This window comes from Paenibacillus plantarum (genome assembly GCF_013141695.1).
In the GTDB taxonomy this organism is placed as follows: domain Bacteria; phylum Bacillota; class Bacilli; order Paenibacillales; family NBRC-103111; genus Paenibacillus_E; species Paenibacillus_E plantarum.
The window spans coordinates 43,521-56,816 of record NZ_WHNY01000092.1; the positions used below are offsets into that span (position 1 = coordinate 43,521).

At 48.9% G+C, this 13,296-nt stretch carries 10 protein-coding genes; 1 reads left to right on the top strand and 9 read right to left on the bottom strand.

The features are described 5' to 3' along the window. Positions 1 to 30 precede the first annotated feature (30 nt). From GC096_RS36340 to GC096_RS36380, 9 genes are all read right to left on the bottom strand, one after another. On the bottom strand, positions 31 to 1,113 hold the full coding sequence (locus GC096_RS36340; RefSeq protein WP_171637834.1) for an enolase C-terminal domain-like protein: 1,083 nt from the start codon (positions 1,111 to 1,113) through the stop codon (positions 31 to 33). 33 nt (positions 1,114 to 1,146) lie between these two features. Next, positions 1,147 to 1,809, bottom strand: coding sequence for a hypothetical protein (locus tag GC096_RS36345; RefSeq protein WP_171637836.1), 663 nt, complete (start codon positions 1,807 to 1,809; stop codon positions 1,147 to 1,149). After that, on the bottom strand, positions 1,806 to 2,702 hold the full coding sequence (locus GC096_RS36350) for an amidohydrolase family protein (RefSeq protein ID WP_312886421.1): 897 nt from the start codon (positions 2,700 to 2,702) through the stop codon (positions 1,806 to 1,808). Before GC096_RS36350 ends, GC096_RS36345 begins: the two co-directional genes overlap by 4 nt. Beyond that, complete coding sequence (locus tag GC096_RS36355; RefSeq protein ID WP_171637840.1) at positions 2,699 to 3,820, bottom strand: glycoside hydrolase family 88 protein; 1,122 nt, start codon at positions 3,818 to 3,820, stop codon at positions 2,699 to 2,701. The genes GC096_RS36350 and GC096_RS36355 overlap by 4 nt, the downstream gene beginning before the upstream one ends. Continuing rightward, positions 3,817 to 5,928 (bottom strand): right-handed parallel beta-helix repeat-containing protein, encoded by a 2,112-nt coding sequence (locus tag GC096_RS36360; protein WP_171637842.1) that lies wholly within the window; start codon positions 5,926 to 5,928, stop codon positions 3,817 to 3,819. The genes GC096_RS36355 and GC096_RS36360 overlap by 4 nt, the downstream gene beginning before the upstream one ends. Positions 5,929 to 5,962: 34 nt before the next feature. Further along, positions 5,963 to 6,847, bottom strand: coding sequence for a carbohydrate ABC transporter permease (locus tag GC096_RS36365; protein WP_171637844.1), 885 nt, complete (start codon positions 6,845 to 6,847; stop codon positions 5,963 to 5,965). A 30-nt stretch (positions 6,848 to 6,877) separates the two neighbouring features. Next, positions 6,878 to 7,846: an ABC transporter permease gene (locus tag GC096_RS36370; protein WP_312886419.1), complete on the bottom strand. Its 969-nt coding sequence runs from the start codon at positions 7,844 to 7,846 to the stop codon at positions 6,878 to 6,880. Between the two features lie 95 nt (positions 7,847 to 7,941). Then, complete coding sequence (locus GC096_RS36375) at positions 7,942 to 9,525, bottom strand: type 2 periplasmic-binding domain-containing protein (protein WP_171637847.1); 1,584 nt, start codon at positions 9,523 to 9,525, stop codon at positions 7,942 to 7,944. Positions 9,526 to 9,765: 240 nt separating this feature from the next. Continuing rightward, positions 9,766 to 11,991 carry a helix-turn-helix domain-containing protein gene (locus GC096_RS36380; RefSeq protein ID WP_171637849.1) on the bottom strand — a complete coding sequence of 742 codons (2,226 nt, stop codon included), beginning with the start codon at positions 11,989 to 11,991 and terminating at the stop codon, positions 9,766 to 9,768. Between the two features lie 406 nt (positions 11,992 to 12,397). Between GC096_RS36380 and GC096_RS36385 the strand changes: the two genes are divergently transcribed. After that, on the top strand, positions 12,398 to 13,234 hold the full coding sequence (locus GC096_RS36385) for a helix-turn-helix domain-containing protein (RefSeq protein WP_312886422.1): 837 nt from the start codon (positions 12,398 to 12,400) through the stop codon (positions 13,232 to 13,234). Positions 13,235 to 13,296 lie beyond the last annotated feature (62 nt).

Genomic DNA, 13,296 nt, shown 5'->3' on the forward strand with positions numbered 1-13,296 from the left:
GAAAAGACATTATTTTCCCCAAGGTCGCCGTCAGCACTGAACATTGGCTTCTCGCTCTATTTCTTCCCAATCGAATGTGTAGCCGATGCCAGGTCCTTGCGGGGCCGAAATGTAACCGTCCCTATCCACATCTGGATAACCAAAACCTATGGAATCCCCTTTTCCCCAAACAAGCACCTCGAAGAACGAATTGTTCGGAATGCCGCAGGCCAACTGCACGTTCGCTTGATCGCCGCCATGAATTTCAGCTTTCATGCCGAAGCTGTCGGCCAGATGTGCGATACGCAGCGAACCCGTGATGCCTCCCTTCAGCAGCGTACCCGTGCGGATCATATCGCAAGCACCCTGCACAATAAAATCCGCAGCGTTATAATGGCAGCCATCGGACGTTTCTGCCGCAAGTATAGGAATCGTTAGCTCGTCACACAGCTTCTTGTAGTTCCATATGCTGAACTCGCGCATCGGTTCTTCGTACCAGTGGTAATCCGCTTCCTCCAACGCCTTGCCGAGGTAAATCGCTTCTTGCAGGTTGAAGCCAGCAGATCCGTCGTACATGAGGATGATCTCCTCACCGACGTGATTGCGCAAATCCTGACAAAGCTTTGCATCTTTACGTGCATCGCCCCAAGCGTGAAGCTTGATCGCTCGATAACCGCGTTCGATACAAGCATCCGCGACTTGAAGGAATTGTTCCGTTGTATCATAAGTGACGGTGGAGGCATACGCCTGCACACGATCGCTGTTTCCGCCAATGAGCTGGTACAGCGGCATGCCGGCTTTTTTCGCTGTAATGTCCCAGAGCGCCATGTCGACCAGCCCCATGTACATGATCTGAAATTCCTCCAACCGATCCATTTCCCAAATTTCGTGCCAGAGCTTCTCTTTGAGCAGCGGGTCTTTGCCGATCAGCATCCCCTTCAATCTTCGCTGTACGTAATCGACCGTCATTCCGGCACGCTGCGTCACGGCAATGCCTTCGATGCCCTCGTCGGTAATGATGCGCAGAATCCCCTGCTCTCGAACGGCCCCTGACCCCGGCAGCCCTTTACGCCAGTTAAACGAGGTTGTTACGGGCGTTTGGATACCGTAAGCTCTGACGTCAATAATTTTCATTTGTATGATTCACTCCTTGTGATGTTCAAGTAATTAGTAACTGAGCAGTTCTTCCAGGCTCCGCCATAACTTTTCTCCTTCTTCCTCCGTGTCGGTCCACGGGTCAAAATGCGGGTGCATAACGCCATGCCAATCCTCGGGGGAATTATTCGTTTGCAGCAAACCTGTAGGAGCCTCGCTGACAATCGCGGGAAGCTCATGATATGAGAAAAGTAAATTTTCGTAAGCGCCAATGATATAACGATCATTAAAGCTTCCCGGCTCCTCTTCCTGCTTCTGAAAGTGGTAAAAAACATAGCTGCTGTACCTCTCAGGCTTCAACCTGGCCAGCTTGCCAATCCTTTGCTGCGGAGAGTGAACACCTCGCCATCCCGCTGTATCATCAGGCCGATTGTCGTGGAAAACGTCCATCAGCGGCACTAGATTGCGTGCTCTGGCATAACCCGACCAGTCCGGCCACGTTTCCAACCACGCTGTGTATGCCTCGGGCCATTGAAATTCCCAGTCTTCGGATGGCGCTTCCGTATATAGAAAAAGCTGATGCTGCCAACTAAACAGGGAAAATGTGATGAAGTTCCGTTTCCGCATCCGTACCACAAACGCCGGGGCGTCGGATTGCAAGAACTTCCGAAATGATTCGAGCGTCCCCTGTTTCAATTGCGACATATATAAAGAACGTTTCAACGATATGTTCATTTGAAATCACCTCCAAGACCAGGCAAACCGACAGCCTGAAGCTGGTAAAAGGACACAGCGTTATCACCGCAAATTCTCGCCAAAGCGGATTCGTCCAGAAGTCCACGAAGCACCTCGTGAAACAACCGCATGACTTCGTCGTATCCGCCGGCTTGCAAGCAAACCGGCCAATCGCTGCCGAACAGGAGACGCTGCGGCCCGAACGCCGCCACGAGTTGTTCAACGTATGGACGCCACAAGCGGACATCGTATCCGCGCGATTGCGTGATCATGCCGGACAGCTTGCAGACGACGCCAGCATACTCGGCCAGCTCTCGCATCAGGCTGTTCCACGCCTCGCAATCCTTCGGCGATTGATCCAGCACAGGGGGAACTCCCAAGTGGTTCACCGCCGCTTTTAGGTGCGGCACCTCGCGAAGCAGCTTGATGACGGACGGCATCTCACCCAGACGCAGGAGCAGGTCGACAGGGAAGCCGTCGTCGGCCATGTGCCGCAAATTGCGGCTCAGTTGGCTGAGCGGCTCCCCGTCCTGTATGGCTGCGAAAGTGCTGCCGTTCACGCGGATGCCGACAAATCGCGGGTTGCGTCGCAATCGTTCATACTGTTTGACGAAATCGCCTGAAGCGACGTCCAACCAGCCGACGACACCGGCGATCCATCCGAAATGATCCCCCAGCGTCAGCAAGTATTCGGTCTCCGCAACTGTTGCGGCCGCCTGTACGGCAACAACGGCAGTTACGCCCTTTCGAGCAAGCTCCGGCTGCACATGCTGCGGTAAATAATCACGGTACAGGACAGGGTTCTCTGGCTTCAACCAGCCATAATCTCCTCTGTCCGGGCGCCATAAATGAACGTGCGTATCGATTATCAATGGTGCTCCAGCACCCGTCACCAAAACAATTCCGTCCGTTCGCGCAGCTTCAGTAGCGCTTCGGTGAAAAAATAATCGCCGTAAATGATCGGCACGTTCACATAAGTCTGACGCGGTCGATTGGCCGTACCCATGACGATTAACGCCTCCTCGTCATCACAGTCCCATGCGCCATACCTCTCGTACAGCGTTTGAACAATCTTAGCACCGGCCGACGCATACAGCTCTGCCTCGGCTGCGGGCACAAGCCGGCTCAGCTCCAGAAGTCCGCTTGCCGCACAGGCCGAAGCCGTTGAATCTTTGGCCATATTTTCCTCGAGAGGAGCACGGAAATCCCAGTTCGGAACACAGTCTTCGGCAAGATTAGCAAGAAAATAATGTGCTATCTTCTTAGCCGCCTGCAAATACTGCAGGTCACCCGTATACTTGTAGCTGAGTGTGAAGCCGTAAATTGCCCAAGCTGTACCTCGGGACCAGCCGGAATCCGCGGCATATCCCTGCCCTCCTCTTGCCTCGAGCCGCTCACCCGTTTCTGGATCGAAGCAGACGATATGATAGACGGAGCCGTCCTCGCGGACAAACTCCTTGAGTGCCATATTCGCGTGCTCCACCGCTACGTGGCGAAACCGTGGATCCTGCGTCGTCTCGCTCGCCCAATAAAGCAGCGGCAGGTTCATCATGCAGTCGATAATCGCCCAACCCTGCTGGTCACCCCCGTTCCAAGCACGCAGAAAGTGCCCCCGAGCATTGTAGCGTCCCATCAAATGGCTGGCTGCTGTCAAGGCACGCCGTTTCGACAAAGTATTTCCGGTGAGTTTGTAGTTGGCGACCGCCGATAAACTCCACATGAAACCGACGTCGTGATGCAACGGCTCGTAAGCCTGCAGCGGTTCATCGAGCTTCGCCTCACAGAATTCGGCCAAAGCTTGTAAACGCGCTTCCCCGGTTTCTCGGTACAGAAGCCACAGCAGTCCCGGCCAAAAACCGTTCGTCCACCAGTCGCATGGTTCCGCATTGTATCTGCCATTGATCGATACATATGGAAAGCTGTCGCCTATGCGTACGCTCGTACGTCCGACCTTGGCGACCACCCGCTGCCAAGCCTCTTCCATCCATGCTTTCGACGTTTGTTCCGTCATAGACGCTCCCCCTTCCTGCGATATTCATCCCTGTACAAACCAATTCGCTCGAACGGTATGGCCTCAAATCCGGGTACCTCGCTGAAAACTGGTGAATCGTCCTGTAAAGAAAAGTTGCCGCTGTTTTCATCGGCAAAAAGCAAATCCGTATCCGTTACCCAATTGTGTTCAATCGTACCGAACTCCCTAGCTGTCGGGACGATCGCCATCGTATCTTCATGAAGCGATTGTTGACCATAAGAGGTCGTTCCGGTTCGACAAAGCACATTTCGAGAAATGTTGTTATATTTCGGAGAACCCGGGGCGTCCTGCCAGATTGTAAGCAAACTCGGATACTTGGTGCGCCACGACTCTTCGTTATAAGGCATCGCCTGCAGCCGCCGCTGCATAACCTGCCCTTCCTCCACATGATAGGCAGCCCAACAGTCGGGCATGGCCCTATCATCCAACTGCAGCGATCTTTGGCAGCTGAGGATCAGGTTGTTCACCATAGCATTGTTCCGACCGCCGCCGATCATCACAGCCAAATCAATATCATGCAAAATATTTCCGTAGATCGTCGTACCTGAAGCCATGTCGTCAAGATAAATGCCAATATGCAGTTCCGACGCGTCGTTATAAATCTTATGGATGTAATTGTAGCGGATCACATTGCCTTGTTCCGTCCAATCGCGGCCCATGTAGATGGCACCAGCATCACCCGTTTCCATTAAGACGTTATAAATCTCGTTATACTCCACTACATGCTCGTTTCCGTAAATCAGTATGCCGACATGAGGCGCATCGTGGATGTAATTATTAGCCGCGATATTGCCGACTCCATTCAGCTGTACAGCCGCGCTGTAGGTCAGTTTCAACCGGCTATAGTTGGAAATGTCGTTGTTCCGGGCGTAGTTGCCGCCAGGCGTCAACGTTTGTCGGTCACCTCCGCCCAGGCTGATTCCGCCGATTCCGGTATCACATATGTTGCAGCTGACGATGCCATGATGCGTCCCTGCATTCGTCCCCGTTGTTGTGTTTTCGCCTACAATAACGGCAAAGCCGGCCAATCGCCGCATTGTGCACCCAGCAATCACATTATGCGAGCCACCCACGATGTGAATTCCGCTGCCACGACTAACCTCGAACGTTAGCTTACTGAAGCTGACATGGGATGCGCCATCCAGATGTACCATCGGATCTTTCAATAAGGAAAGCTGAACGCTGCCCTCCGTAATAGGAGATGGCGGATACAAATAGAGAATGCCTGTATCACGATCCAAATACCATTCACCCGGTGAGTCGAGCTCTTCCAACACGTTGTAGTAAAAATACCGCTGACCGGAGCGAATCGAATAAAAGCTTGCCGTTTCCGTCAGAATTCGCTTATTGGCGATGTCGATCGACTGGATGCGTAAATTACCGTCGGCCCAATCCCAGTACCAATAGCCATACATCCATACATCACCAGTGTTGAGCCAAGTTCCCGGCCGCGGATCAGCATACTCGAACTTTGCGCCTTTGACGTTTTCCTCCGCCATCTTAGCTTCATCCAACTCAAATTCGCGCGGGTTGCCGCCCGGGTCGACGACCCCGGCAATTTTGACGTAATTGTCATTCGGGTAACGCGCAAGCATCATCGTTTTCCCTGCAAAAAAAAGCTCCGGCGTTGCCTCCGTGACGTCTTTCGATATACGGAAGCCGCCTGGCACGATTTTCCCGTAATCGGTAATTCCTAACGCTTTCAAATCAATTTGCAAAACATGGTCGCGTGCCCGCTCCTTGAGACGGTTGTTAATCGCCGATTCTGTCACCGGGCCGAACCTGTTTGCCGGGAGGTCTACTCCACCGACGAAACGTACCTCCTCACCGGGAAACGACGTATACACAATCGGCCGATCCACTGTGCCCGAATCCTGTGCCTCCAGACGGAACGTCTCGGTGAGCCGGTAAGCGCCTTCGCGCATATAGACGATAACCCCGTCAGCCGGCAATCCCGACTCGTTGATCATCTGACGGATCGCATTTCTCGCCCCTTCCAGCGTGGAAAGCGGTTCTTCCTGTGTTCCCGGATTACGGTCACTCCCATCAAGTGCGACGTAAAACGTTCGGTTGCTGTCTTTATGCATAGCTCACATCTCCTGTCCTCAGCTCTTGACCAGATCACCCTTTCAAGGAACCGACCATGATACCCTTGACGAAATATTTTTGTAGAAAAGGATAGACGATAACGATCGGCACCGTGGCAATCATCAATACGGCAGCCTTAATGGTCTCTGGCGTAGGCCGGGAATCCCCAGTCGTCTGCAGCATGATGGTTTGCATCGCCTGTTCCTGGTTTTCGATGATCAATTTGCGCAGATACAGCTGCAGCACCATTTTATAATGGTCGCTTATATAGAGTAGGGCATCGAACCACGCGTTCCAGTGAGCAACTGCTGTCCACAGCGCCACCGTTGCGAGTATCGGCTTCGACAATGGCATAATAATCGTAAGCAGAATGCGAACATCGTTCGCACCATCCATTCGCGCTGATTCCTCTAATTCCGCCGGAATGCTCATGAAAAAATTGCGCATAATGAACATCGTAAACGTGCTGAATAACGTAGGAATGATCAGGACCCATCTGGAATCCATCAATCCGAGTGCTTTGATCAGCAAATAAGAAGGAATGAGTCCGCCGCTGAAAAACATCGTGAACACGATGAACGTCGTATAGAAAGCCCGGTGCGGAAGGTATTTTTTCGATAAAGGATAAGCCCCAAGAGCCATCGCAAAGATGGATAAAGCCGTTCCAACCACCGTTCGGAATACGGAATTGCCCATGGCAATAAAGATGTCTCCCGAAGCAAAAGTACGTTTGTAGGCATCAAGCGACCATCCGCGCGGGTACAAATGAATACCTGGGCGCAGCGATTCCTCATACGAACTAAGCGAAAGTGCCAATACGTGAATAAACGGATACATCATAGCCGCGCACATCAGGGAGATGAACGCGACGAGAACGAGCTGAAACAGCCTCTCGCCTACAGTCATTTTGCTTAACATCACATAACCTCCCTCCCTACCGGGGAATCGCTAGATTAACCCTTCCTGACCGGATTTCTTTATGACATAGTTCGTTATTAAAATCAGTATGAAAGCGATAACATTTTTAAATAAACCTACCGTAGTAGCAAAGCTGTATTGCATAGAAGTCAAACCTGCCCGATAGACAAACGTGTCAATAATATCCGAAACCTCGGTAACCGCAGGATTGTACAAATTGAAAATTTGATCGAAGCCGCCATCCAGCAAATGACCGATCCTCAAAATAAACAGAAGCGAAATGACAGGCAGCAGCGACGGCAGCGTAATGTACCAAATTTGCTTCCAGCGGCTTGCTCCATCCATCACGGCAGCTTCATACAAATGCGGATCCACGGAAGCGAGCGCGGCCAAGTATATAATCGTTCCCCACCCTACCTCCTTCCAAATGCCGGAAGTAATCAGCGTGAAACGGAACCATTCTTTGTCGCCGAGAAAATAGATGGGGTCGAAGCCGATCCACTGAATAATCACATTGACCGCTCCCGTAGAAGGAGAAAGAATAACATTCAACAAGCCGGCCATGACGACCCATGAAAAAAAATGCGGAAGATACGAAATCGTTTGCGCAACCCGCTTGAATACTTGGAGCCTCAGTTCGTTAAATAACAACGCCAAAATGATCGGAGCCGGAAAACCGAAGACAATGTGATAAAAACTAATAATGAGCGTATTTTTAACCGCCGGGACAAATCCGCTGTACGGATCCCATAGCAGTTCAAAATTTTTAAATCCGACCCATGGACTATCGAAAATGCCGAGTACCGGCTTAAAGTCTTTGAATGCGAGGACGATGCCATACATCGGGACGTAGCAGAAAATGACGTACCAAATGAGAACCGGAAGCAGCATGAGGAACAAATACGAACATTTCTTGTATTGATTCCAAACCGGATACCGGTTTCTGGAAGCTTTACCCTTGGTTAAAGGTGTGTCCGGATTTATTGCAGTAGTAGACACCAACGTGGTCACATCCTTTACATCATAATAATAAGAGAAAGCTGCCGAAGGATGGCCTATATAACGCTTCGGCAACCGCATGACCTAATTTGTCACTACTTCTTCATAGCCTTGTAGGCAATATTAGCGGCTTCAGTCGTATCGTCGCCGCCTTCTTTTTTCCATTGCATGACGAAATCGTCGAAGCCTTTATCCAAATCAACCTGTCCGAGGATGAATTTGAGGAAAAATTCACTCTGCATTTTACCAAGGTTCGGATGCTCCGTCTTTGTCTTCGTATCAGGTGGATATTGATTAACTGTAATTTTGTGCCCCTTCGTCCATTTCTCCCGCATCTCCAATTCTGCTTGGCTGTACGAATACTTATCCATCAATGGAGATTTGGTTTTGAAGAACGAATAGAAAAAACCGCCGCCTATGGATGCGCCAAGTTTGGCAGCATCGTTGTAATCGGGATTGATCATCGCAGGGACGCCATTTTTCATATCCCAATCCACGCCTTTTTCACCGTAGGAAGCATACAAATAAACTTCGTCATCCGTACTGAGCGCTTCCAATATTTGCAGGATCTTGATTCGTTTCTTCTCGTCCTTCTCCACCTGAATCCCCATGGAGAAAGGCTGCTGCTTGACCCCCTGTGCCAAACCAACTCCCGGTCCATTAGGGCCGGATAGAATCGGTCCGACAACTACGTCGGAATCCGGATTTTTGATTTTAAAATCCCCGCTGTAGGCTCCGATACCCGGTAAGTAGTGATACCATAAGCCTCCGTCGAGATAGCCGTAACGACCGTTAACCCAGTTTTGTCTCCGTTTAGGTTCGTCTTCCGTCACAAATTCCGGATCGATTACCCCGTCCTTATACCACTTGCTGAGCAGCTTAAAGGCTTGCCTCGACTCTTCCGTGATCATGCCGAACTGCAAATTTCCGTTCTTGTCTGGATTCCATTGATAGGGATTGACTCCGAATGCACCGAAGACGGAATTAAAGAAATAGAAGCCGTTCTGGTCCTTCCCTCTCGCACTCAATCCATACGTATCTTTCTTCCCGTTGCCGTCTGGATCATTATTTCGGAACTTATACATAACATCCTCAAATTCCTTAATCGTTTTTGGCGGTTCATTGTAGCCAATAGCTTTCAGCCATTTGCCGTTATAGGCCGGCAGGAATGGCGTAGCACCGGGAGGAAAGGTTTGCGGAATACCATAATTCTTACCTTCGACATTGCCGACCGTCCAAATCGTGGGTTCAAGCTCCAATACGGATTTCGTATACTTCGGCATGTATTTCTGGATCTCTTCGATCTTAATTTCGGCCAGCACACCCTGCTTTTGCAAGGTTTGTACGGTTAAGCCTCCTTCATAAATAAAGAAATCAGGAATCTCCCCCGCAGCTATCTTCACATTAAATTGACTGGCCCAATTGGAACGATCAAACTTCATATTCTTGAATTTCACGTTAAACTTTTTCTCCAAATATTGCTGTACTTTTGAATTGTTGTCATTCGGGGGATACAGGCCCGCCCATGAGATTTCCATCGGACTTTCCTTCGTAACGGGCGTAGATGCTGTAGGCTCTCCCTTCGGAGTGGTTTCCGCCGGGCTCGATGTGCAGCCGGCAAAGACGCTGGCAGTCAAAATAAGTGATAATCCCGCAGACCATTTTCTTAATCTAGTCATTTTGTTCAACCCCTTTTCCCATAAGTATAATCACATTCGCATCGTATCTAAAAAAAACACTTGCAACAATTGCAATATTATTGAATTGTGTTTACATTCTTTGAAAACGCTTTATAATTTCTCGAATGAACGACTCACAAAGATAATGCACCCCGGTTTCAGCCTTTCTGACGAAAAAAACAAGTGAACTGCGGAACGAAAGTCCATTCCTCGGCACACTTGTTTCTAATAATGATATCCTTATGCTTTAGTTGCCAGTAATACGGCAGCGTCACCTCGTGAATTGCGATATTGCGTCGGAGTTACACCATACATTTCCTTGAATTTACGGCAAAAATACTGGATGTTACGATACCCGACCGCAGTTGAAATATCTGTAACTGACCTCGTTCCTCCGATAAGCAGCTCCGCTGCTCTCTCGATCCGGGCATTCGTCAAATATTCAGAGAAGGACACCGACAATATGTCACCGAATAACGACGAAACGTAGGAAGGTGACAACGAAGCTTGCCGTGATAACGTATCTAGTGAAATGTCCTCGTCCAGATGCTCATCAATAAATGCCTTCAGCCGGTGAATGACCGCTGCATGCGGATTAATCGTACGCGAACGCAAGTACTCGGCAATGCGGAGATTGATGCTTTGCAGCCATTCAAGCGTTTCGTCTATCGTAGTTTTACGGAAATTATCAAGCAGGTCCGAGCTGGAAATGGCGACTTCGTGCAAATTCAGATCGATGATCACATGCGACAATCGGGAAATGAGCTGCATCAGCTCGAATTCCACCACTTCCACCTGAAGCGGCACCCGATGGATAGCGCTCGCGAATTCAGCCATGAACCGCTCAAGCGCCTCAGTATCCGCAGCTCGCAGCGCATTCTGATACTGATCATACGGAATTTTGTCCTGCAAGCTTTGGCGCTCGGCAATTTCCTCATACGTAATGATGTGGCTGCCACCAAACAAAAACGTATATTTCAACGCATGCAAAGCTTGTTTATAGGATTGGTGAATGCCCTCTTCCGCACTGACGACGTGACCGATCCCTACACTGAATGTTAGCTCGTCGTTAATCACCGATTTGAAGTCGGCAAAATGCGCCTGTACTTGGGCAATGCTGCTCAATTCCTCGTTCCGTACATAGAGCAGGAAAGCTAAATCTTTGGCATTCAAGATGTCATAGTCACATGAAAATGCCTTCGGCCACCATTCATAGCAGCGCTTGAACTCCTCACTGTAGCCATGTTCCATCCGAACTACAGCCACCATGCAGATTGCATCCGAAGGAATCAACCGGACTCCTGTTGTTTTGTACGGATTTCCGTTGAGAAGGTCGTAGAGCCTCCTCGTTTTCATTTGATAAACCAGGTTTCGATCCAGCGTATGCAGCACGCTATCGATCATCGTATACTCGTTGTTCGTTTGAAATAGCATTTGCCCATGTTGTTTGCGGATGTAAGCAACAATCTTCTTCACCGGCAAATAGAACCTTTGCGAGATAATCAAAGAAATCAGTACACCCAAAACAAGAAGTGCAATGCAGCCCTGTATGATATCTCGCTTGAATGAATTTGCCGACAGCAGAAAGGCATTCATCGGCTTCTTGACTATGTACGTCCACCCAACAGTTGAATACGATTGCGGCGAATAAGAAACGACTTCCCGATAATCCTTGCCCTCCTTGACTTCGAAACCCGATGTCGTTTCTTGTGAATAATTTAATGTCGCCTGCAGGGCCGCTTCATCGTTCGGAAGCCTGCCAAGCAGCAGTTGTCGGTCTGGTCCGAGCACCGTCAGAGTCTCCAACTGTGGAGCCAGTATATTCTGCAAAGTATTATCCAGGTAAGCCAGATCGACATCCACGTACATATACCCTTTAATCTGGTCGCCGACCGACCGCTGCGGCAGTGTAGAGACATAGGTCAACACGCGGTGCTGCTTTGCCTCTAGCTCATTGTCCACGCCAGACATCCGGAAAAACCATTGATGTACCGGGATATTCTGAATGTCTTCGATAAACGGAAGATCCGGGGAACGGTCAGGTGACTCGTAGAAATAGTTGGTATCAATAATAATGTCGTCCTTGAGAAAATAAAACGTGATATTCTTCGTGCCCGGATTGGCTAAAGAAGCCAGCTTTAGATGCTGGTTAAATGTAGGGATGATATAGCTGTTATCCCGATAAGGATAATCGATCAAATAGGCAATTTCCTTCAACATCTCTGGCATGACCGTAGCCATCGTTTTATAGGTGTCAACAAATTTGGGCAGGAATTCTTTCTCCGTAAAATCTCGAATGCTTTCCAAGCTCCTGTTGCTGCTTTGCGACATTTCTTTGACCATCATTTGGTTCGCTCTCGTATAGAGGATACCCCCAAATAATCCAATAATCACAACGGCTAATAAAATGTAAGACACTAGAAGTCGGACGAGATAGCTGTTCTTAAATTTAGCCATAGCCCCCATTGGCATCCCCTCCAATTGTATGCGCTTCCAATTTTCTTTTAAAACAGTAACCGTTTCCTTATTTTAAGGTATTGCGGGCAATATGGCTATTGTATTTTCTTTGAATTGTGGTGAATATCGTTGAATGGCAGTTACCTTTTCACACATATATTCACAATTTGGAAAAACGCTTTCCCATACGTATCACCGTTTATCCAGCGTTTTATCTTGGTTGTTCAACGTTTTCACCAACTCGGAGATAATCGGTTCAAAGATATTAAACAACTGGATTTCAACACTCCTCCTGAACTAAAATAAGAGAGTAGTGTACAACCACCTACAATCCGAAAGATGCTTATGAATATTATGAAAGGGGGCTTTCATACTGCAACCATTACTGGATTCTCCGCCAATTGTTGTCCCTTATATCAGAGAATGTGACTTTGCCGTACGCAAGCCCTGGAGTTCTCCAGAGCGTAGACTCCTTGACTATTTATTGGTCTACATCCAAGAAGGTACTTGCTGCTTCTGGGTTGATCATCAGAAATATATGTTTTACGCGGGGCAATTCTGCCTCATTCAACCAGGCAGTCTGCTTTCCTTAGAAGGACTAACGAACACGGTCACGCCTTTTCTCCACTTTGATATCGCCTATAATCCTGAACGAGAAGACAGCTTTCCCACCCGACCAGGGCAAATTGATCTTTCAGCCTACAGTCATCTGATGCAGCCAACCCTTCAAGATCTGTTCAAGATTCGCGTTCCCGTACACGTTCAACCACAGAACCCTATTCTTCTCAAAGAAAAACTGCTGCAAACCATAGAGCTTGTCCATATGCCTAATCCGCTTACCCAATTAAGAGCTCAGCAAGTCATGCTAGAAATCATCCTAACTCTATTAGAACCCTATCAACACGAGGCTCCTTCACCAACGCCATCCCTAAACTGGATCACCTCTTATTTCTCTCATCATTTGAGTGATCCCCTTTCTGTACAGGATATGGCGGACCGCGCCAATTTATCTGTTTCTAGGTTCAGTTTCCTCTTCAAGCAACGTTACGGTACTTCGCCTCACCAATACTTATTGCAGATGCGCATACACCATGCCAAAGAATTACTTACTAATACAGAGCACAGTCTTGAATCCATCTCCGATTATTGTGGCTTTGCTGATTTGCATCATTTTTCTAAAATATTCAAACAACGCACCGGCACGTCTCCCGGCGAACATCGAAAAACAACAAAAAATCCCTCCAACCGATAATCGCTATCGGAAGAAGGGATTTTTGATGTCATTAACTATTTCCCAGGCATGGGGGGATTAGG